At 45.3% G+C, this 20,207-nt stretch carries 21 protein-coding genes and 1 other annotated feature; of the genes, 11 read left to right on the top strand and 10 right to left on the bottom strand.

Going from position 1 to position 20,207, the window contains the following annotated elements; genetic code table 11:
• Positions 1–34 precede the first annotated feature (34 nt).
• Positions 35–895 carry a Cof-type HAD-IIB family hydrolase gene (locus NLBNIHML_RS05155; protein WP_494353929.1) on the top strand — a complete coding sequence of 287 codons (861 nt, stop codon included), beginning with the start codon at positions 35–37 and terminating at the stop codon, positions 893–895.
• A gap of 198 nt (positions 896–1,093) precedes the next feature.
• Positions 1,094–1,276 (top strand): YjfB family protein, encoded by a 183-nt coding sequence (locus NLBNIHML_RS05150; RefSeq protein WP_105599263.1) that lies wholly within the window; start codon positions 1,094–1,096, stop codon positions 1,274–1,276.
• A gap of 141 nt (positions 1,277–1,417) precedes the next feature.
• Here the strand turns inward: NLBNIHML_RS05150 and NLBNIHML_RS05145 are convergent, their stop codons facing one another.
• The 5 genes from NLBNIHML_RS05145 to NLBNIHML_RS05125 all read right to left on the bottom strand — a co-directional run bounded on the left by NLBNIHML_RS05145 (position 1,418) and on the right by NLBNIHML_RS05125 (position 7,020).
• Entirely contained in the window at positions 1,418–2,155 is a 738-nt protein-coding gene (locus NLBNIHML_RS05145) for an HAD family hydrolase (protein WP_494353928.1), read from the bottom strand.
• Positions 2,156–2,230: 75 nt separating this feature from the next.
• The gene (locus NLBNIHML_RS05140; protein WP_253438041.1) at positions 2,231–3,280 is read right to left on the bottom strand and encodes a zinc-dependent alcohol dehydrogenase; all 1,050 of its coding nucleotides are present in this window, start codon (positions 3,278–3,280) and stop codon (positions 2,231–2,233) included.
• A 238-nt stretch (positions 3,281–3,518) separates the two neighbouring features.
• Positions 3,519–4,757, bottom strand: coding sequence for an aspartate aminotransferase family protein (locus NLBNIHML_RS05135; protein WP_342570426.1), 1,239 nt, complete (start codon positions 4,755–4,757; stop codon positions 3,519–3,521).
• 90 nt (positions 4,758–4,847) lie between these two features.
• Positions 4,848–6,056: an MFS transporter gene (locus NLBNIHML_RS05130; protein ID WP_494353927.1), complete on the bottom strand. Its 1,209-nt coding sequence runs from the start codon at positions 6,054–6,056 to the stop codon at positions 4,848–4,850.
• A 331-nt stretch (positions 6,057–6,387) separates the two neighbouring features.
• On the bottom strand, positions 6,388–7,020 hold the full coding sequence (locus NLBNIHML_RS05125) for a hypothetical protein (RefSeq protein ID WP_494353926.1): 633 nt from the start codon (positions 7,018–7,020) through the stop codon (positions 6,388–6,390).
• A 198-nt stretch (positions 7,021–7,218) separates the two neighbouring features.
• Between NLBNIHML_RS05125 and NLBNIHML_RS05120 the strand changes: the two genes are divergently transcribed.
• On the top strand, positions 7,219–7,920 hold the full coding sequence (locus tag NLBNIHML_RS05120) for a pseudouridine synthase (protein WP_494353925.1): 702 nt from the start codon (positions 7,219–7,221) through the stop codon (positions 7,918–7,920).
• Between the two features lie 70 nt (positions 7,921–7,990).
• Here the strand turns inward: NLBNIHML_RS05120 and NLBNIHML_RS05115 are convergent, their stop codons facing one another.
• From NLBNIHML_RS05115 to NLBNIHML_RS05105, 3 genes are all read right to left on the bottom strand, one after another.
• The gene (locus NLBNIHML_RS05115; protein WP_494353924.1) at positions 7,991–8,920 is read right to left on the bottom strand and encodes a DMT family transporter; all 930 of its coding nucleotides are present in this window, start codon (positions 8,918–8,920) and stop codon (positions 7,991–7,993) included.
• Positions 8,917–9,768, bottom strand: coding sequence for an AraC family ligand binding domain-containing protein (locus tag NLBNIHML_RS05110; protein ID WP_494353923.1), 852 nt, complete (start codon positions 9,766–9,768; stop codon positions 8,917–8,919). The genes NLBNIHML_RS05115 and NLBNIHML_RS05110 overlap by 4 nt, the downstream gene beginning before the upstream one ends.
• Positions 9,769–10,008: 240 nt before the next feature.
• The gene (locus tag NLBNIHML_RS05105; RefSeq protein ID WP_494353922.1) at positions 10,009–11,127 is read right to left on the bottom strand and encodes an NADH:flavin oxidoreductase; all 1,119 of its coding nucleotides are present in this window, start codon (positions 11,125–11,127) and stop codon (positions 10,009–10,011) included.
• Positions 11,128–11,320: 193 nt separating this feature from the next.
• Between NLBNIHML_RS05105 and NLBNIHML_RS05100 the strand changes: the two genes are divergently transcribed.
• From NLBNIHML_RS05100 to tyrS, 8 genes are all read left to right on the top strand, one after another.
• Entirely contained in the window at positions 11,321–11,929 is a 609-nt protein-coding gene (locus NLBNIHML_RS05100) for a TetR/AcrR family transcriptional regulator (protein WP_494353921.1), read from the top strand.
• A gap of 80 nt (positions 11,930–12,009) precedes the next feature.
• Positions 12,010–12,309, top strand: coding sequence for a Dabb family protein (locus NLBNIHML_RS05095; RefSeq protein WP_494353920.1), 300 nt, complete (start codon positions 12,010–12,012; stop codon positions 12,307–12,309).
• Positions 12,310–12,354: 45 nt separating this feature from the next.
• A complete protein-coding gene (locus tag NLBNIHML_RS05090; protein WP_494353919.1) occupies positions 12,355–13,131 on the top strand; it encodes an NRDE family protein in 777 nt (258 codons plus the stop codon).
• A gap of 321 nt (positions 13,132–13,452) precedes the next feature.
• Positions 13,453–14,769 carry a nucleobase:cation symporter-2 family protein gene (locus tag NLBNIHML_RS05085; RefSeq protein ID WP_494353918.1) on the top strand — a complete coding sequence of 439 codons (1,317 nt, stop codon included), beginning with the start codon at positions 13,453–13,455 and terminating at the stop codon, positions 14,767–14,769.
• Between the two features lie 338 nt (positions 14,770–15,107).
• Positions 15,108–16,577, top strand: a complete 1,470-nt coding sequence (locus NLBNIHML_RS05080; RefSeq protein WP_494353917.1) for a protein adenylyltransferase SelO — start codon at positions 15,108–15,110, stop codon at positions 16,575–16,577.
• 73 nt (positions 16,578–16,650) lie between these two features.
• Positions 16,651–17,094, top strand: a complete 444-nt coding sequence (locus tag NLBNIHML_RS05075) for an Imm63 family immunity protein (RefSeq protein WP_494353916.1) — start codon at positions 16,651–16,653, stop codon at positions 17,092–17,094.
• 20 nt (positions 17,095–17,114) lie between these two features.
• On the top strand, positions 17,115–17,579 hold the full coding sequence (locus tag NLBNIHML_RS05070) for a DMP19 family protein (RefSeq protein ID WP_494353915.1): 465 nt from the start codon (positions 17,115–17,117) through the stop codon (positions 17,577–17,579).
• An 84-nt stretch (positions 17,580–17,663) separates the two neighbouring features.
• Positions 17,664–17,891: a binding site (T-box leader), on the top strand.
• 116 nt (positions 17,892–18,007) lie between these two features.
• Positions 18,008–19,270, top strand: coding sequence for a tyrosine--tRNA ligase (tyrS, locus tag NLBNIHML_RS05065; protein WP_091011938.1), 1,263 nt, complete (start codon positions 18,008–18,010; stop codon positions 19,268–19,270).
• 93 nt (positions 19,271–19,363) lie between these two features.
• Here tyrS and NLBNIHML_RS05060 read toward each other — a convergent pair whose 3' ends face one another.
• Entirely contained in the window at positions 19,364–19,642 is a 279-nt protein-coding gene (locus NLBNIHML_RS05060) for a YxcD family protein (RefSeq protein ID WP_017687903.1), read from the bottom strand.
• A 5-nt stretch (positions 19,643–19,647) separates the two neighbouring features.
• The gene (locus NLBNIHML_RS05055; RefSeq protein ID WP_339234702.1) at positions 19,648–20,151 is read right to left on the bottom strand and encodes a hypothetical protein; all 504 of its coding nucleotides are present in this window, start codon (positions 20,149–20,151) and stop codon (positions 19,648–19,650) included.
• Between the last annotated feature and the right edge of the window lie 56 nt (positions 20,152–20,207).

Here is a 20,207-nt window from a genome sequence, read left to right as displayed (position 1 = left end):
CATAGACAACATTACATGACAGGGGCATAAGCAGATGCAAGAAATGAAGCGGAAAATTGTATTTATTGATATTGATGGCACATTGGTAGATGATGACGGAAACATTCCGTTGTCAGCGCAGAAGGCTTGCAAACAGACCAGAGAAAATGGACATCTGCTCTATTTATGTACAGGCCGGTCCAAGGCGGAAATCTATGATTCCATCTGGGATGTAGGGTTCGATGGCCTGATTGGTGCAGGTGGAGGTTATGTGGAGTTTGGCAAGGATGTGTTGTATCACAAAAGGGTTACAGCGGAAGATGTTCGTCATATGGTCGATTTCTTCAATGAACACGGCATTGACTTCTACCTTGAATCTAATTCGGCATTGTATGCGAGTAGTAATCTGCAACCTCACTTAGAACGCCGTATCTATGGTGATGTGGAGAATGATCCTGTAGCCAGAGAGAAGAAGGAATTGAAGCCACACCCGTTTATTGCCGGATTGACGTATGGAGAGAGCGACCTGTACAAGGATGACGTGAACAAAGTATGTTTCCTGGAGAGCGCAGTGATCCCGTTTGAGCGAATCAAGCAGGAGTTCGAAGGCAAATTTGAAGTCATTCAGTGCACGGTGCCGATCTTTGGTGAAGGAAGTGGTGAGCTGATGATCCCTGGCATTCACAAAGCTATTGCAATCGCCGATCTGCTGAAGCATCTGGACATGTCGCAGGAGGATACATTCGCCATCGGTGATGGCATGAATGATGCCGAGATGCTGGAGTTTTGTAACGTCGGCATTGCCATGGGCAATGCTAAGCCAGGTCTGAAAGCCATTGCAGACGATATTACTGGCACAGTTGAGGAAGATGGCTTGTATCATAGTTTTGTGAAGTATGGATTGATTGAGGGGTAAGTAGACTTGTTATGTATGTAAATTGAAATGAGACAGGCAACATGATCATCGCTCCCGAATGAGTTTAACATACCAACTAAAACGAATGAAGTCTGCTTACATATAAGTAGAGTGGTGTGGCTTACTCAACATTTGAATCCTACTGACCGATATAAAGTAAGTACGCCCATATATAAGATAGAGAAAGGAGTGAAGATCATGGATATTGCAGCATTATCAATGGCAATGAGCCAAGCTTCAGTCGTACAGTCGGCAAGCTTGCAAGTGATGTCAATTACAAAAGACATGGCACAGCAGCAAGGCCAGCAGATGACGGAGATGTTGAAGTCTGTGCCTGCTCCTCATCCCAATCTGGGTGGAAGTCTCGATCTTTCGGTTTAATTGATATTACAGCATGTGTTTTAATGTAACACCCATTGCAGCAAGCAAAACCCGACCCGCTCCAATTCGAAAGAATGGAAGCGGGTCGGGTTGTTTTTTCCATAGATATGTTTAGGCGTTTACTTCCAGACTTACTTCTGCTCAGCGTAGCTTCGCCAGGCTTGGCAATCTGCCTTCAAAGGGCAGTGTATCCTTCAACGTCCATAACTCATCGTAACTGGAAATCTGAAGATCGGCTTTGGATAAGTCCTGGTTGCCTGATCCCGGATTGTGATAACCGATGCAGCGCATGCCTGCACTTTTGGCTGCCTGAACACCATTACGAGAGTCCTCAATCACCAGACAATTGGACGGCGATGCGCCAATCATTTCAGCTGTGGTTAGGAAAATATCCGGTGCCGGCTTGCCGTTCTTGACTTCCTCTCCGGTCATTCGTACCTCAAAGTACCGCCCAAGTCCGGTCTTGTTCATGATCAAATCAATCAGTGCACGTGGAGAGGAAGAAGCAACGGCTATGGGAATGTGTTGCTCGTGCAGCCAGCTTAACCAACGTTCCACGGAAGGCATTGCCGTCAAGTTGGAATGAGCCAGCATGGTTTGCATCACATTATGCTGATGATAAGCCAATACTTCATCTAACGTAGCTGTCAGTTGATGTTTGTCCAATACTTGCTGCCACATGGACTCCAGCGTAACTCCAACATAAGTATGGTGTTCTTCTTCGGTCATCACTGCGCCAAAATGGGCAAAAGAGCTGCGCTCAATCTCGAAATATATCGGTTCGCTGTCAATCAGTACACCATCCATATCAAAAATGACCGCTTGAATGATGTTATCATCGGCCGCACCCAGTCCGCCAGATTCTTGGTTTGCTACCATGTTGTATTCCTCCTCCAGGATTGTGTAAACATATATCTCTAATCTACTCTATTTTATCATGGTTAGCTTAGCGTTTTAGAAACGGGAACCGCTGGATTGCAGTACAACTTTGATTGCATGTGAAGAGGCTTGAAGTGTGCGCCCCTGGATATCGCAGCCAAGTGTGCGGAATGCTTCTTCGTAATCCTCCAACGGGAAGGAGTGGGTAATGATTTTTTTAGCCGGAATGATCTCTTGTTCAATCATGTAATGTGCTGTTGCGAATGTGCCCAGAGAATCAATGGAGCCAATAATTTTCAGACTGCGGTCCACGACTTCTTTTGGATTAAAGGACGTATTTCCATCTCTCAGACCTACCAGCATCAGATAACCGCCACTGGCGAGCTGGGAAAGTACTTGTGTACCTACAACACCTGTAGTATCCACAATCATATCGACCTGATGGGTTGCAGGTGACAGCGATTCTATTGCATTTTCGAAGGATGAATGAACCTGCCAGCGATCTGGTGCAATGGAACCGGCAATCGCCAAGCGTTCCTCCGAGATGTCGACCAGACAGCCAGTAACACCTTTGGAAGCGAGCGCGTAGCTGTACAGAATGCCAATCGGGCCTGCGCCGAGGATGATCGTTCTGAAATTCGGCAGTAGATGTATCTGATTAATCCCCGTTAGCATACAACTGAGCGGTTCCGTCAACGTCGCTTCCTCATAGCTCACATGATCCTTTAATTTGTACAAAAAGCGATCTTCAGTCACATAATAATCCGTAAATGTCCCGTCAGCACTTACACCTGTCTCCGTAACAGACTTATGTGTACAATGATTTTGTCTGCCTGTTCTGCACATGTCACATTGTCCGCAATAGTAGGTAGGGTCGATCACAACCCGGTCGCCCGGTTGTAATGTCGTTACCGCAGAGCCAACATCGATGACTTCCCCGGCAGACTCATGACCGAGAATAACGGAAGGGACCGCATGATATTTGCCGCTGACAATACCGAGATCGGTACCGCACACGCCTGTCGCCCGAATACGAACTAATACCTGATTATCTCTTGTAATTTCCGGGACGGGCCGTTCCTCAAGTGCAACATCCCAGGCTGATTTATATACCAATGCAAGCATGATATAACCTCCTTGTAATTATATAAAATATAAATATAGCGTTTGATCTTAAAGCAGTTTCTGACAAGATACGAAAGTAGTGAAGGGGACGAAATCGATTCTGGAGAAGCGAAGCGTTCGCCTTTATCACCGGATTTTTCCCTTGGGAAAGGAAAATCAAGAAAATCCGTGGATAACAGCGATCATAAGAACGATTCGTAACCGAAACGACCACTTCGAACAGTTGCATTGAAATGTTTTAATGAACGCTGGCAAGCACCGAATCCAGCCGCTCCACAATCTCTACCAGTTCGTCTTCGGTTGTGGTAAGAGAAGGCCGGACCTTAACCACGTTACCGAAGCCATATCTTGAACTTCTCAAGATCAGATGCTCATCTGTAAAAGCGCGATCAACAATGGCATTGGTTTTAAGTGTATCCGGTTCATTACCGTCACCCACGATCTCCAGCCCCCACATTAACCCGACACCACGAGCTTCCCCGATACTTGGGTATTTCATAGCCAATTCATGCAGCAATTCACCCAGAATTTCACCTTTCCGTTTCACGGCATCGAGAAATCCGGGTTCAGATACCACCTCCAGGGTGGATTTGGCAGCGGTTACGGAAATCAGATTGCTTCCAGAGGTGAAGGAGTGTTCGTGCTTTTCGAGCACATTTAATCGGGATTGCATTAATACAGCAGCAACAGGTACGCCGATTCCGCCAAGACCTTTGGCAAGGGTAATCATGTCAGGCTGGATATCAAACAGCTCGCTGGCAAACATGGTTCCCGTACGACCGATGCCGGTCTGTACTTCGTCCGCAATGAGAAGCATGTTGTACTCATCACACAGTTTACGCAGTCGTTTGAAATATCCGGCAGGAGGAATGATATTGCCACCATTCCCCAGAATGGGTTCAATGATCATGCAGGCGACTGAGCCGGAACTTGCATATTCAATCGCATCAGAGATAGCTTCAACGCATTGATAGGCGCAGTCTCCGTTTGAGGATTTGAATGGGCAGCGATAACAGTATGGGGCAGGTACATGAACAGCGTTAGCCGCTGCTGAATTGGGGAACCGTTTCCGTCTAAAGGCATTTCCCGAGATTCCGGTGGCAAATTGGGTCTGTCCATGATGGGATAGATACAGGCTGATGATGTCTGTCGATTCGGTATACTTCTGTGCAATTTTTGTTGCACATTCGTTTGCAGTTGAACCGGTAATATCCCGCATCCATCCGGCATTAATGTCGTTTGGAGCATATTCGATTAAGTGATCAAGTACTTCATTTACGTATGGTTCAGTGAAGGAGGAAGACATATGCGTCAGATTGCCGACTTGTTCCTGAATTTTGCTGACTACATGTGGGTGATTATAGCCCAGTGACAGATTGAACGTACCTGATACGCCATCGAGGTATTCAACACCTGAATCGTCAATCAACTTAATCCCTTTTCCGGCTACGAAGCGGTTGTTGGTCAAAGTTTGCATACGATTTCCTCCAATATTATGGTGTACTAGCTCGAACGAAGCTCAACAATCCCGGATGATGCGGGCATCACCTCCCTTAAGAAATGAAGTTTACATTTCCTTACTATGTTGTGCGAGAGCTGCACTTACGGTATTATTCTTAACAGTCCATAGATGAGAGACCATCAATGTGAGAAGAAGGATCAGACAGAATCCGGCCAAAATCCAGATGGTATTCACAATAGGCCAGGCACTCATACTCCATCCAGTCACATACTGCAAGACTGCACCTCCAATACCACCCGATGCGATCAGGATACTGGTTGTGCGTTCGGTCATGCCGGGAATCAGAACATTAGCATAGACGAGTGCGATACAGAACAGCCCTGACATGAACAAACCGGTCCCGAAGATCAGCACGTACGTTGCCCACTGTCCAGTTACAAATACCATAGCCACTGCGAACATAAGCGTGCCGATCGTACTCCAGATCAGGAAAGGCATATAGTTGACCGCTTCCGCTATTTTTCCCGAGAAAAGACGGCCGATGATCATCGCAATCCACAGGATGGAGACACTCAGTGATGCGACAGATTCCTGAAGCTGCAATCGTTCTACGAGAATGGAGGGCAGGAAGTTCATCAGTCCCAGTTCCAGTCCCATGTAGATGAAAAAGAAGATGACGAAGATCGTCAGCAGACCTAGATGTTTTTTTGAATATCTGGCTTTACCTGCGGCATGCGCCACTGTATTCTCACCAGCTTGTTCCAGATATAGTGCGGCTGGCCGGGGCATAGTGATCCACAGCAACATGAGAACCAGTGACAACACGGCCACCGCATAAAAAGTGAGATGCCACATGTCTATCCAGATAAATAAAGCAGCGACAGCGGGGATGAGAAGTGCTCCAAGAGCAAAAAAGACATCCAGCTTGGACATGGCGACTGCCTTCTGATTCTCAGTGAATTCGATCGTGAATGCACCTACAGAGGGTTCGATGATACCTGAACCGAAACCTACGATCATTGTGAGAAAGAGAACTACAGCCCAGGATGGCAAAAAACCGAGTAATGTATAGGCGGCTACAATACAGATCAAGGCAAGGGTAAGCATCGCTTTTCTTCCAATCCGGGCTGTCAGGGCAGGAGCTACAAGTACACCGACAAGAAATCCAAGAAACTGCAGAAATAACAAAAATCCGCCATCACTGTAACCGCGCTCATAATATGACAATAAAACAGGGAGAAGTGCACCGAGCACAACGCTGGTTATGCCGATTAACAGATAAAAACCGCAGCTTAGAGCGAATATTCTTTTCAAAAGCCCGCCTCCTAATTGGGTTAAAATTTTATATTATGTAATTAATGTTTATTTCATATATAACTTATACCATAATTGCCCAAATGTACATGCTTTTTATTGTAAAATAATGTTAAGTTTTGAACATTCGTGTTACATTTTTTTCTAAAACGATTTCGTGTCGAAAGGATAGATACGATCCAATCAATATGAACTTTTAACAGTGTTGGCATTTGAATTGAACGAGGATTGTAAACTGGGCATATATCAAAAAACGTTCCCTGTCTGAGTAGACGGGAAACGTTCTGATTAGCCGTTCTATATGATGGTATTTGACCTCAACATATCGCCATTAAGCAGTCTGTACAAAGAAAATTGCATCGAATGGTGCGTGAGCAGACGCGAGACCCTTTCGCAAAAATAAATAACCGTTAGCATCCGAAAGACCCAATATATCCCGATAAGGATCAGGAAAATCTCCGGAATATATTTGGCACACCAGTTGATACTCCTCTACCAGATGCTCAATTCCCTTCACACCGTTTGGTAAAGTCGGAGAGAAAAACGAACATGCAGGGAACTCCTGATCGTCCAACTCCATTTCAATCAAACGTACGCCGCTTAACGGAATGGGTGGAAGGGGGCATACGGAAGTTAGCGGATGCGAAGATACCGAGACATAAGTGTATCCTGCGAGAATATTTTCGTTCCATTCCAGCTCATCTCCCGCATAGGTTACCTGGTCCAGAAAGTATTCGGAGGCGGAGTAGGTGGAGAAGACCGAGATATATTTATCTTGTGGTAAAGAAGGGATATCGACATGCTGCGAAAGTGTATGGCAATGGATGGAGAACAGATGCATTAAAGGCTGCCCCTCAGGGTTGACCGGCCAGTCTGCAACGTATGCGATTTCTCCACCAATCCATATGCCAGATTCTAGGTTTGGATCATCGGGAACAATTGTAAGTCGAGTAACTTTGTTCATGGATACTCCTTCCAGAGTGTATTTTGGCTTTCCTATGAACCGTGGTATGTGTTTTCATACAACCATTCATTGCTTCGTATCAGTATAAATGAGATGATGGGGAATGAGAATCAGTACAAGGTACTAACTCTTGCAGCAGTAAATGAACGTATCATTCATTAAACCAGCAGATATACTACAGATGAGAAGCGGTGACACATGTTAATTAACAAATACATAAGTGAAACGGGATTCTGCTCCCGCAGGGAAACGAACCGATTAATTGCAGCCGGACGCATAACGATCAATGGCAGGGTATGTGAAAAAGGGGCGAAAGTTGAACCTGACGATGTGGTACTCATTGATGGCAAGCAGATTCCTCGTAATGACAGCGAACCTGTCTACATTGCTCTGAATAAACCGATCGGTATTGTCTGCACAGCAGCAGAACATGTGGAGGGCAACATCATTCAATATATGAATTATCCTTCTCGCATATTTGCAATAGGCAGGCTGGATAAGGCATCTGAGGGGTTGATTTTGCTTACGAATGATGGAGGCATTGTGAACAAGATGATGCGTTCGGAGCATAATCATGATAAGGAATATGTAGTGACTGTAGACAAACCTATTACAGATGAATTTGTAAAGTCCATGTCTGAAGGTGTTGAAATTCTGGACGTGGTGACCAAGCCTTGCGAAGTGAATAGGCAAAGTGAACATGTGTTTCGTATTATTCTGACACAGGGGCTCAATCTGCAGATCCGCAGAATGTGCAAAGCTTTGGGGTACCGAGTATTGAAGCTGGAGCGCATCCGAATTATGAATATTACGCTGGATCAACTGGAGCGGGGGCAATGGCGTCATCTGGAGCAAGAGGAACTGGAGATTCTGCTGTCTCAATTGAATGAGATCACATGAATGAATTCTGCTGCATGTCAACGGTGGGCAACCAAGCGTTCCAGTTATATCCGTAAAACTGAAGCAAACACTAACCCATCCGTGGATTAGTGTTTTTGTTGTTAAGATTGTGTGCCTTGCGCTCTGAAATGTAAGAGCCGAATAGGGTTAAGAACGCACCAATTACAATCACCCAGGTGATCTGTTCCCGAAGAATGAGTGCAGATGACACGACAGTAATGACAGGCACCAGATAGATATATACACTTGTTTTCATAGCTCCGAGAAGATTCACAGCCCGGTTCCAGGTCACGAAACACAACGCGGAGGCACCCAGACCGAGGTAAAGTAAGTTAGAAAGATTGGTCATACTTGTGAAGCGCCCGAGTTCCCAATGGAATTCAAACAGGAAAAGAGCTGGCAGCATGAAGATCAGGCCATAGAAAAATACTTTGCGAGTCGCACCAATCGTGTGAAAGCGAAGCTGGCCAATTTTACGCATTAATACAGAATAAATCGCCCATACCGCAGGTGCTATGAAAGCAAGCAGATCACCTGCCGGATTCAGTTGCAGTACGAAACTGCCATTCAGTGCGATGAGTAGGATGCCGCTCAAGGCAATCCCAAATCCGATAAGAAAGCGGCGTGTTAACTTCTCACCATCCAGGAAGAAATGTGCGAGTACGGCAGTGAAGAACGGGGCAATGGAGACAATAACTCCCACGTTGGAAGCGGTTGTGTACAGCAACGCAATATTTTCAATGAGAAAATATAGAGTCACTCCACATATTCCTGCTCCGATAAATAAGCATTCCTCTCTGAATGAGGCGGTCCGCAGTGAACGCGGATAGATCAGTATTAGTACCACATACCCGATCAAAAAGCGAAAAAATAAAATTTCCACTGGAGTGAAGTCAATCAGCAGAACCTTCGTCGAGACAAAGGTAGTGCCCCAGATCAATATGGTAAACAAAGCGAGTAAATGCCCAGTAGAGACCGTGGTGTTCTGATGACTCGTCATACGATGTGCTGGGTAGTTCGTTTCGGCTCGGTATCATGATTGAAGATACGTCGGTATTGCTTGGGCGTCAGGCCAATCAGTTTTTTGAAAAAATTCGTGAAGTGGCTCTGGTCGCTAAATCCTGTCTGTGCAGCAACTTCAATCGGAAGCTGGCCCTGTTCCAAGAACCGTTTGGCATGGTTAATACGAATTGTTTCCAGGTAGCGGTAGGGTGATATGCCTTTCTGACGAGTGAATAAACGCAACAGGTGATATTTGCTCATCTCCGTCAAGTCGGCTAACTCGTTTAATGAGATGCTCTCCATGTAATGAGTTTCGATGTACTCACATATGCGTCTGATCTCCATAGTAACATCCTGAGTGGAAACAGGCGGTTCAGCATCTGAATATTCTCGCATCAATTGATCCAGCAGAAAGAGTAACAATTCTTCTTTGCAGAAATCCGATTGCTCCTCCAAAATCATCTGATGCAGCTCGTGAAGGGAACCCACAAGTTCACTTTGGTAGAGAACGGGGGTTGTAAACCGTGGCAAGTAAGCTTGTCCGGTAATCTCTCTCGCATACTCTCGCATCACCTCAGGCTGGACGTTGATACAGCGATAATCGAGTGTTCTGCCATCGACCTGTTCGCAGGCATGAGGATCGTGTGGATTAAAGACAATCATGTCCCCGCTACTCAAAATGTATTCTTCACTGTTGCAGACGAGGTGACGCTTGCCTTGCTCAATAAAACCAATGACGTAATAGTCATGAAAGTGATTGGGAAACTTCTGCATAATGCCTTCAAACTGATAAGCTTCTAGCTGTAAGTCGGTATCAAATACCACAGTCCGGACTTCCCGAGTCATGATGCACCTTCTTTCTGTATGTTAAGGTCATTATAGGATGCAAAGAAGGAATTTTCTTGAACGATATTGCTATGTGCTCCAAGTGTTTGATTGTACAGTTATCTCCAAAAAAAAAATACCCGCAATCCCGGAGGGAAAGCGAGCCCTTTGCATAGTATAGTTGATACATGGGATCAAACCTACATATATGTGAGAAAAAATGATGTGAGAAAAAATGTCTGGAACGATAAATCATTGTTCTTAGTGTAGCGTAGCCAGTGCTTCAGGTGTAAAAGTCTGAATCTCAGAGACGCGGCCTTCGCGTATTTTGGCAGCCCATGCCGGATCACCAAGGAGTGCACGTCCCACAGCTACCAGGTCAAATTCCTTTTGCTCATATCGCTTCATAAGTTCGCTCATCCCGGGATGTTTGACTTCATCGCCTTCTGCTTCAGGTTCATCTGCCATACCTACAGAACCGACCGTTATCGTGGTTTGACCACTTAACTTCCGCACCCACCCTGCAAATCCAAGATCCGATCCTTCAAACTCGGGTTCCCAGAAGCGTCGTGTGGAGCAGTGGAAGATATCTACACCTGCGTCAACCAGCAAACGAAGGAATTGTTCCAGTTGTTCCGGTGTGTCGAACAGTCGGGCTTGATAATCATTCATTTTCCATTGGGAAATCCGCATTGCAATAGGAAAATCAGGACCTACCGCAGCACGAACTGCCATGACAAGTTCAATTGCAAATTGAGTTCGTTTCCGAAGGTCACCACCGTAGCGGTCTGTCCTTCTATTTGTCGTTTTCCAGAAAAACTGATCGATCAAAAATCCGTGTGCACCGTGAAGCTCAATTCCGTCAAAACCGATGCGTTGCGCATTAACGGCTGCATCAGCATAAGCTTGAATCACCATTGCAATCTCTGCCTCCGTCATGGGCGCACCTACTTGATTACCCTCCATATCCATTCCCGATGGACTGAGTGATGCAGCTTCCGGGTGTGGGTCAGATCCTGAAGGACGAACGATTCCCATGTGTAAAATCTGAGGGAAGATTTTGCTGCCAGCTTCATGAACTTGTTTGACCACTTCAGACCAGCCTTGAAGAGCTGCTGCTCCGTACATATGAGGGATTCTAGGCTCACTTGATGCAGACGGATGATCAATGGTCGCACCTTCGGTAATAATGAGTCCAACACCATGCTCGGCACGGCGACGATAATATGCGGCTACATCGGGGCCCGGGACACCATCCGGGGAGAAGGCTCGAGCCATGGGAGACATGACGATGCGCGAGGACAAGGTTAGCTTGGCAACGGTGTATGGTTGAAACAAACGCTCTGTAGAAATAATGTTATATTGTGGATTACTCAACATATGCACCTCCATAATGTTGTACCTCTCAGTGGGTACGAGTGCAATGTTAGCAATCCCTACAAGCTTACTCAACCAACAGTTTGATTGTTTTGTTGCTTAAGCGAAAGACACGGATTATTGTATGGCGTCTTTGCACTTGCTTTCACTTGTTGAACCAATAGCACTTATCTATAATAAAGGAGTCTCGCCAAATATGTTATGCACAAAGGAGGACTGGGACTTGTCTGGTGTATTGTCTCCAAACTCGAACGATCCGCGTGTAGTTCGCACTCGGCAATTAATTCTTGATGCGTTTCTGCACCAGTTGAATCTTAAAAATTTCAACAGCATTACGATTCAGAATATTACGGAACAAGCCACAATTAACAGAGCCACTTTTTACGCTCATTTTCAGGATAAATATGCATTGCTTGAAGCCTTGTTATCGGATGCTTTTATGGAATATGTAACGAAAAGGGTGGACCCGGATGCCCGGTTATCAGCGGAAACCATACAGCAACTTATATTTTCATTATGTGATTACCACGTCTCAAGCAATGACTGCATCAAGAAATATGAGACGGTTGCACCGATAATTGAAGAAAACATTAAGACACAGCTGGAGCAATTCTTGCTTGAATTAATGAGCAGAACGGCGAAGGATGTAGATTTCAAAACGCTGAATATAACTGCAACGATGCTAAGCTGGTCGATCTACGGAATGACGTATCGATGGAATATGGATGGAAGAGAGGAATCTCCTACTGACTTGGCCCAGCGAGTTGTCCCTTATATGATGGGCGGATTGGAATTGTTGAATTAACTTCATGAATTAACTTCATTAATTAACTTCATTTAACGAAATCGCTTTACTATTCGAATGGACGAAGGAGAAGTGACAAGATGATTGAACATTTGGTTGTTTTCAAATTTAACGATAAAACCACGCTAGCCAAACAGCAGGAATGGGTGGAGCAATTGCTCGCGCTACAGGAACAAATCCCGGGGATTGCCGCGTTGACTGCAGGGATCAATGTAACAGAAGAAACAGACCGTATTCAAGGTTATACGATTGGATTGAGAGTGACGTTTGCAGATCAGGACGCACTGCGTGCTTATGGTCCACATCCTGCTCATCAGGCATTTGTAGCCTCTCTCGATGGTTGGGTGGAAGATGTCATTGTTGTTGATTATGCGATATGAAGTTGCGATTCTAGAGGTTAACGACTATAGGAGTTGAAGGTTCCCATGTGTTTAATTTTATTTGCTTACCACATGCATCCAACGTATCCGCTTATACTGGGGTCAAACAGGGATGAATTCTATCACAGACCTACGGCTCAAGCACATTATTGGGAAGATTACCCTCAGATATTGGCAGGGCGAGACTTGTCAAAAATGGGAACCTGGATGGGCGTAACAACCGGTGGGCGTCTGGCTGCTGTTACGAATTATCGTGATCCGAATGAAGAGATACATGCCAAGGGCTCAAGAGGAGATCTGGTTGCTGACTTTTTAAAGGGAACGTCCACACCTGAGCAATATGTATTACATGCAGAGCAAAGTCGCAATGATTATCCTGGCTACAACCTGTTAGTGGGGGATCGCGATGGGCTCTATTATTATTCGAATGTGGGTAATGTCGTGATGAAGTTGAAACCGGGAATATACGGGATTAGTAATCACTTGATCAATACAGATTGGCCCAAGGTGAAACGTGGGAAAGAAGGGCTGGAGAGAATCATTCAAGGAGAGAACCTGGACGAGGATACTCTCACTGAACAAATATTAAATCTGCTACAAATTGCAGATCCTACAGTGGATGAACTTCTGCCTCATACAGGTGTTCCATTGGAGTGGGAACGTTTGCTTTCTCCCATCTTCGTCAGAAGTGAGAAATTTGACTATGGGACGAGAGCTTCATCCGTTGTTCTGATGAACAGAGAAGAAGTGTTTTTTACAGAAATGGTTCACCAGAACGGTGAGATAATGGAGCAACATTTTAACATCAAGCTTCTCAACTGACAAGCTAAGAATATGCAACAAGTGATGTTGAGAAATACGCATTAACATGCAACACTGAATTTAAATTCCACATTTATGTCTCTTTTTTTCGAGTGTCAAAGAGGGCTATCCAACCTCCTGTGTCAACTAATATAACGCGACATAATCGGTATGAGAGTACCTTTTGTATAACACGCCCAATTTTAGTTGGGCTCTTTATCTCTGATCACAATTCTATGTTATGAATCATGGAACTTCCCTGAATAGTTTATATAATGTGAATCAACATAACATGATTTTTGCAGCGGTTCGGTTGATTCTAATTTCAGGGGGCAACGTGGGATGAAAGAAACCAAAAAGATGAGAGTTTTTTCACTGGGGATTCAGCACGTACTCGCAATGTATGCGGGAGCAATTCTGGTACCTTTGCTCGTGGGCAGAGCGCTAAATCTGACAGCAGAACAGTTGGCGTATCTGGTATCCATTGACCTGTTAACGTGTGGGATTGCAACATGGCTTCAGGCTCGGAAAGGCAAGTACTTGGGGATCGGTTTGCCAGCAGTGCTCGGCAGTTCCTTTGTCGCGGTGACACCGATGATTGCGATTGGATCGCAATACGGCATTCCTGCCATATATGGGTCGATCATTGCAGCGGGTTTATTTATCGTCATCTTCGCCGTGTTCTTCAGTAAAATCGTCAAATTGTTTCCACCAGTGGTGATCGGTACAGTGGTAACCATCATCGGTCTTGCGTTAATCCCAACCGGTATTAAAAACATGGCGGGTGGAGCAAACAGCGAGAATTTTGGAAGTTTGGACAATTTGGCTCTTTCATTTGGTGTTTTACTTTTCATTCTGATTCTGAATCGATATGCTCGCGGCTTTGTTAAATCCCTGGCTGTTCTCCTTGGTATTATCGCGGGGACCCTCATCGCAGCCTTCATGGGAAAAGTGAATTTTGCCGCTGTACAGGAAGCCTCCTGGTTCCATTTACCTCAACCCTTTTACTTCGGATGGCCTACTTTCGAAATTGGTCCCATTATTACAATGATCATTGTAGGTACGGTTGTCATCATTGAATCAACAGGTGTTTTTATGGCTTTGAGCAAAATCTGTGATCAACCTATTAACGAGCAAGATCTGGCACGGGGATATCGCGCAGAAGGTTTCGCGTTTGTCCTGGGCGGCATATTTAATGCTTTTCCATACAATACCTTTGCACAGAATGTTGGTTTGGTTCAGCTCTCGAAGGTGAAAACGACCAATGTCGTGATTGCAGCCGGAGGTATTCTGGTCTTTCTGGGACTGATTCCGAAGGTAGCTGCTTTTGCAACCATTATACCAAGTGCTGTCCTCGGAGGAGCGACGGTGGTTCTGTTCGGAATGGTCGTCTCATCCGGGATCAAAATGCTGCAAAACGTCGACTTCAGCAAACAATCCAATCTATTGATCGTGGCTTGCTCCGTCTCACTTGGGCTTGGTGTTACTGCTGTACCTGATCTTTTCGCCGAGCTTCCTCAAAGTATTCGCATCATTGTTAGCGATGGTATTATCACAGGAAGCCTGTCAGCGATCCTACTCAATATCTTCTTTAACCTCGGTTTCAAAAAAGAAAGCTTGCCTGTACAACCCGTACAGGTTCAGGAAGCACATACGTAATTCTTGTAATAACATACATGTCATCGCGTAGACGGAATAGATCCAAGACGGTTTTTCCGGGAAGTGGAATGAAAGGGAATGACTCCACTTAGCAGAGAATCTTCTTGGATTTTTTTGCGCGAAACCAACAATGGGTTATTTCCCTTATCAAAGTGACTATTCATGAAGAATGCAAAAAGAATGCAAATATGCTAAAGTTTCATCAAGAACATTTTATATGTTCGTTTAAGTCAACATCCTCTTGAATTTCCATGCGACTACATAAATGAGCATTGGTTCACAAGGCAAGAATATAACCTGGGATGATCCCTTGGTACAGAAAAGGAGTTGTGATCACCATGCAAGAAGAAACGTTGAACAAAGGATGGAATTTGGACAACAGTTATGCGCAGTTACCACAACCTTTTTTTACAAGTCAGAGCGCAGTGCCTGTTGAATCACCAAAGCTAATCATATTCAATAGACTGCTTGCCTCCAATTTGGGACTGGATGTGGAGTCACTAGACAGTGATGAAGGAGCGCAAATTTTTGCAGGTAACCTGGTTCCGGAAGGAGCTGAACCTTTAGCGCAGGCGTACGCAGGACATCAATTCGGCAATTTTAACATGCTTGGTGATGGAAGGGCTTTGCTGCTGGGAGAACAGATTACGCCACAGGGCGAGCGAGTGGATATCCAGTTGAAAGGTTCAGGAAGAACCCCCTACTCCCGTGGAGGGGATGGACGAGCTGCTGTTGGACCCATGTTGCGTGAATATATCATTAGCGAAGCGATGCATGCACTGGGTATTCCAACGACTCGCAGTTTGGCCGTGGTGGCAACAGGAGAAAACATTATTCGCGAAACAGAGCGGCCTGGGGCTATTTTGACTCGTGTGGCTTCCAGTCACATCCGAGTAGCAACCTTCCAGTACGCAGCCAGATGGGGTTCTATTGAAGATCTTCGGGCATTGGCTGATTACACGTTGCATCGACATTTTCCTGAGGTTGCTCAAGCCGAAAATCGTTATCTTCTGCTCCTTCAGGAAGTGATTAAGAGGCAGGCGGCTCTCATTGCCCAGTGGCAGCGAGTTGGTTTTATTCATGGCGTGATGAATACGGATAACATGGCTATTAGTGGTGAGACCATTGATTATGGTCCATGTGCCTTTATGGATGCCTACAATCCTTCAACCGTATTTAGCTCCATTGACAGACAAGGTCGCTATGCTTATGGCAATCAACCGTATATTGCAGGGTGGAATTTGGCTCGATTTGCCGAGACGCTTCTGCCGTTGTTGCACGAAGATGAAGAGCAGGCGGTGCAACTCGCGCAAGATGCCATCGCACAATTCTCTGAATTGTACCATCATCATTGGCTCCAGGAGATGCGTGCCAAACTGGGCTTGTTGGATGAAGAGGCCGAAGATGAAGCCTTGGTCAAGGATCTTCTTGAACTCATGGAGAAGCATAGTGCAGATTACACGAATACGTTCCTGGCTTTGACTTTTGATACTTTGGAAGGAACAGCCTGGTTTGGCACGTCAGAATTTGCTGAATGGCATGAGCGTTGGCAAGCCAGATTGGACAGACAGCAAGGTGGGAAGGAAGTCTCTACGCAGTTGATGAGAACGAGCAATCCAGCGGTCATTCCCCGTAATCATCGGGTCGAGGAAGCCCTTGAGCGAGCGGAGAATCATGGGGATCTTAGCGTGATGGAGAAGCTTTTGGCTGTCCTTTCAGATCCGTTCGCACATTCACCTGAACAGGCTGAGTATGCTGAACTACCTGCACAATGCGATACTTCGTACCAGACTTTTTGTGGGACCTGATTGAACAGTAAGGAAGAAGAGGCTGCCTTTGGCAGCTTTTTCATTTTTTTTATTAAAATAGGCAGGTGCATTCATGTCCAACATGTTAAACAAACAACAATTGGCAGACATCCTTATACAGCTTTTAGAGCGAACTTCTTTCCGCAGGGAACAGATGCAGAACTATGTTAACCGCCTGTATGAGACCTTTAAATGGGACGGTGTACCCTATGTGGAGTGTGGAAAAGATACGTATATCGTTCGAATATACGAACGTGGTCTCGTCTCGTTAGAGAAACGAGTAAAACAGCCGGAGGAAGTCATCTATTGGCTGCTGGAGGATATTATTTTCACCGCGACGCATGTAGGGTTGTTGGAAAGACATGGTGTCGATAATAAACGGACGCATTTGAACTATACAGATGAAGTGATGAAGGAACTGAACAGGGGTGTTCAGGAAGCTTTCCAGCAGATCGGTGATCCGTATTTACATTGGTATCAGACGGGTAAACGTCAGGAATTAGAGCGTTTGGAATAAAGAAAAGTGAGGTGTGTTACGTGAGCGAGCAAGATATCCATGATATTTGGTATGAGTATGCTGTATTATTTGTCGAAAAAAAGAATGAATCTGAACAGGCATGGGCTTCGTTGAATTCGAACGAGCAGGACATTGCTGCTTTATGGCTGTTAGAGGCGGATGTCTTTAATGGCGGTTTTATACAGTTTTTCTGCAACTGGGGGGAAGAAGTATACCGTTACGCGTTACGGGCATTACATAACATTGGTGCGACTCAAGTAGTGGAGATTATAACCTCGGCATACGGCTGCATTGAGCATCTGAAAGAGGATGAAAGGCTTACTGGACTATGGGACATTCCTAAACTACTGACAAAGGAACAAGAGCACCAGTTAGATGCGCTGGATCAGCAATTTTGGAACAATGAGGATCAGATCGCGGAGAAAGCCTATGGTTATTATCAAGGAAAATTGAACATGATGATTATATCATCTGGTTTTAACTAAGCATCCGTTGTTCTGTTTAAGGTTTGCATACTTGGTCTTGCAATGACCGAAACGTTCGGCTATACTTGCTATAAATTGAATACATGAATCACGTTGATAGAGCGCAGTAGCGGCTTTGTCCCTGTTACAGAAAGTCAGGGGTTGATGGAACCTGATACATACAAGGGCTGCGAATTACACTCTGGAGTACTTGGGTAATGCCAAGCGGATGGGCAAACGATATATTGCCAAAAGTGGTATGGATAGCGTGTTAAGGTTATGTGTTATCCATGCAATTTGGGTGGTACCACGGTTATGATAATCGTCCCTGTGTCTAATGAAGACAAGGAGGCGATTTTTTTGTGTCCAAAAAAGCCGTTCCAGCGTGTTATTTCGTAAATTAACGTAGATCATGACTGAATTTTGAGGATAGAAAAGGGGTTATACGAATGAATATTATTGATGAACTACAGTGGCGTGACGCCATTAATCAGCAGACGGATGCTGAGGGATTACGTGAATTGACTGAAACGAAGTCCGTTTCTTTGTACTGCGGTGTTGATCCAACGGGAGATAGCATGCATATTGGACATCTAATTCCCTTCATGATGCTGAAACGTTTTCAACTGGCAGGACATCGTCCAGTCATTTTGATTGGTGGAGCAACAGGTACGATTGGTGATCCGAGTGGTCGTCAGGCAGAGCGGTCATTGCAAACGATGGAGCAAGTGCAGGAGAATGTGGATGCACTGACAGCGCAGATGAAGAAGTTGTTTGTAACAGATGGGGATAATCAGGTTCGCATGGTGAACAACTACGATTGGACGCACAAAATCAATGTCATTGAATTCTTGCGTGACTACGGCAAAAACTTTAACCTTAACACAATGTTGGCTAAGGATGTAGTGGCGAGCAGACTGGAAGGCGGCATCTCGTTCACTGAGTTTTCCTACCAGATCCTTCAGTCACTCGACTACCTGCACCTGTTCCAGAACGAAGATGTACAGCTGCAAATCGGCGGTTCAGACCAATGGGGGAATATCACGAGTGGTCTTGATCTGATTCGTAAAAAGGAAGGATCTGAAGCGAAGGCGTACGGTCTGACCATTCCACTTATGCTCAAATCCGATGGAACCAAGTTTGGTAAAACAGCTGGCGGCGCAATCTGGCTTGATCCGAACAAAACGACACCGTTTGAATTCTACCAGTTCTGGGCGAATACAGATGACCGTGATGTGATCAAATACTTGAAATACTTTACCTTCCTGAGCAAAGAAGAAATTGAAGCTTTGGCTGAAAAGGTAGAGACAGAGCCGCACAGACGCGAAGCACAGAAAGCACTTGCGGAAGAAATGACAAAATTCGTTCACGGCGAAGAAATGCTTGAACAGGCTAAACGTATTACAGCGGCGCTGTTCAGTGGTGATATCCGTTCCCTGACGGCAGACGAAATCGAGCAGGGCTTCAAGGAAATGCCTACCTTTGAAACGGATGGCGAAGCCAAAAATATTGTGGACTGGCTCGTGGATCTGGGTCTAGAGCCATCCAAGCGCCAGGCGCGTGAGGATGTCACCAAAGGTGCGATTTCCATGAATGGTGAGAAAATCACGGAGCTTGAATTCACGGTGTCTGCAGAGCATGCCATTGGCGGTAAATTCATCATTATCCGTAAAGGTAAAAAGAACTACAGTCTGGTTAAACTTCAATCCTAGTACAACTACAGGAACAAAAAGACCGTCTTCCATCTCTGTCAGGCGACAGAGCGGAGACGGTCTTTTGTATCACGGGTCATTGCTTGACCTATTTTATTGATTAACAATCGCTGTGATCTCTTCATCCAGATCAAGTCGTACGTTCTCACGGTACGCCCGAATGTTGTATTCGCTGTGCAGGTAACGAAGAATCGCTTCAATCATATTGGACTCTACCAGATATTGACTACGGCCTTGAATCCAAACTTCAGCGGAATAACCTGTATCTTCTTCCCAGCTCAGTTCTACATTCACATCGGTTGGACGTACACCCTTACGTTCTGCCATATGAATACAGATTGCATTCACAATTTCATCCATGCTCAGAACCATAGAGATTAGTACCGTCCGTTTCTGTTACGGTCATCATCACGATCATTGCGGCGGTCATAACGGCCATCCGCTGCAGGTTTACGACGATTTGTAATGGCTCTGAAGAGTGCCATAGCCAGCATAACAATCAACATGATTGCTGCAACGTTCACGAGCAATCCAAGGATGTTACCCAGAGCGCCCATGCCACCGAACAATCCGCCGAACATCATACCCGCAAGACCACCTAGCATCATGCCTTTCATGAATCCGCCGCCACCGCCGAAGAATCCACCACCACGAGTTGCAGCTGCACCAGTACCGGAGTTATTACCGGAATTGGATTGATTCACGTTGCTGTTGGAGTCGGATTTCTTAGGTGTGTTGGTATAACTTTTTGTACCGGATTTGAATCCGCCACCACGTCTTGCATCCGCAGAATCCGGATTTGTTACTCCCACTGTTGCGAATAATAATGTAAAGGCCATAAATACCATCATTAGATGTTTAACTCCGAATTTTTTCTTCATTGTAAAGATCGTAACCCCCCGATTAATTTGTTTGATTCGCCCATAATTGGACCTTA

It is taken from the genome of Paenibacillus sp. JNU01 (assembly GCF_059130585.1).
The sequence above is the reverse complement of the archived record's forward strand: the minus strand, read 5'-3'. Positions and strand labels throughout refer to the sequence as shown.

Excerpts from the sequence above, each read along its gene's own strand:
- NLBNIHML_RS05155 (WP_494353929.1), top strand. The coding sequence starts at position 35 with ATGCAAGAAATGAAGCGGAAAATTGTATTTATTGATATTGATGGCACA.
- NLBNIHML_RS05150 (WP_105599263.1), top strand. The coding sequence starts at position 1,094 with ATGGATATTGCAGCATTATCAATGGCAATGAGCCAAGCTTCAGTCGTA.
- NLBNIHML_RS05145 (WP_494353928.1), bottom strand. The coding sequence starts at position 2,155 with ATGGTAGCAAACCAAGAATCTGGCGGACTGGGTGCGGCCGATGATAAC.
- NLBNIHML_RS05140 (WP_253438041.1), bottom strand. The coding sequence starts at position 3,280 with ATGCTTGCATTGGTATATAAATCAGCCTGGGATGTTGCACTTGAGGAA.
- NLBNIHML_RS05135 (WP_342570426.1), bottom strand. The coding sequence starts at position 4,757 with ATGCAAACTTTGACCAACAACCGCTTCGTAGCCGGAAAAGGGATTAAG.
- NLBNIHML_RS05125 (WP_494353926.1), bottom strand. The coding sequence starts at position 7,020 with ATGAACAAAGTTACTCGACTTACAATTGTTCCCGATGATCCAAACCTA.
- NLBNIHML_RS05120 (WP_494353925.1), top strand. The coding sequence starts at position 7,219 with ATGTTAATTAACAAATACATAAGTGAAACGGGATTCTGCTCCCGCAGG.
- NLBNIHML_RS05115 (WP_494353924.1), bottom strand. The coding sequence starts at position 8,920 with ATGACGAGTCATCAGAACACCACGGTCTCTACTGGGCATTTACTCGCT.
- NLBNIHML_RS05110 (WP_494353923.1), bottom strand. The coding sequence starts at position 9,768 with ATGACTCGGGAAGTCCGGACTGTGGTATTTGATACCGACTTACAGCTA.
- NLBNIHML_RS05105 (WP_494353922.1), bottom strand. The coding sequence starts at position 11,127 with ATGTTGAGTAATCCACAATATAACATTATTTCTACAGAGCGTTTGTTT.
- NLBNIHML_RS05100 (WP_494353921.1), top strand. The coding sequence starts at position 11,321 with ATGTTATGCACAAAGGAGGACTGGGACTTGTCTGGTGTATTGTCTCCA.
- NLBNIHML_RS05095 (WP_494353920.1), top strand. The coding sequence starts at position 12,010 with ATGATTGAACATTTGGTTGTTTTCAAATTTAACGATAAAACCACGCTA.
- NLBNIHML_RS05090 (WP_494353919.1), top strand. The coding sequence starts at position 12,355 with ATGTGTTTAATTTTATTTGCTTACCACATGCATCCAACGTATCCGCTT.
- NLBNIHML_RS05085 (WP_494353918.1), top strand. The coding sequence starts at position 13,453 with ATGAAAGAAACCAAAAAGATGAGAGTTTTTTCACTGGGGATTCAGCAC.
- NLBNIHML_RS05080 (WP_494353917.1), top strand. The coding sequence starts at position 15,108 with ATGCAAGAAGAAACGTTGAACAAAGGATGGAATTTGGACAACAGTTAT.
- NLBNIHML_RS05075 (WP_494353916.1), top strand. The coding sequence starts at position 16,651 with ATGTCCAACATGTTAAACAAACAACAATTGGCAGACATCCTTATACAG.
- tyrS (WP_091011938.1), top strand. The coding sequence starts at position 18,008 with ATGAATATTATTGATGAACTACAGTGGCGTGACGCCATTAATCAGCAG.
- NLBNIHML_RS05060 (WP_017687903.1), bottom strand. The coding sequence starts at position 19,642 with ATGGTTCTGAGCATGGATGAAATTGTGAATGCAATCTGTATTCATATG.
- NLBNIHML_RS05055 (WP_339234702.1), bottom strand. The coding sequence starts at position 20,151 with ATGAAGAAAAAATTCGGAGTTAAACATCTAATGATGGTATTTATGGCC.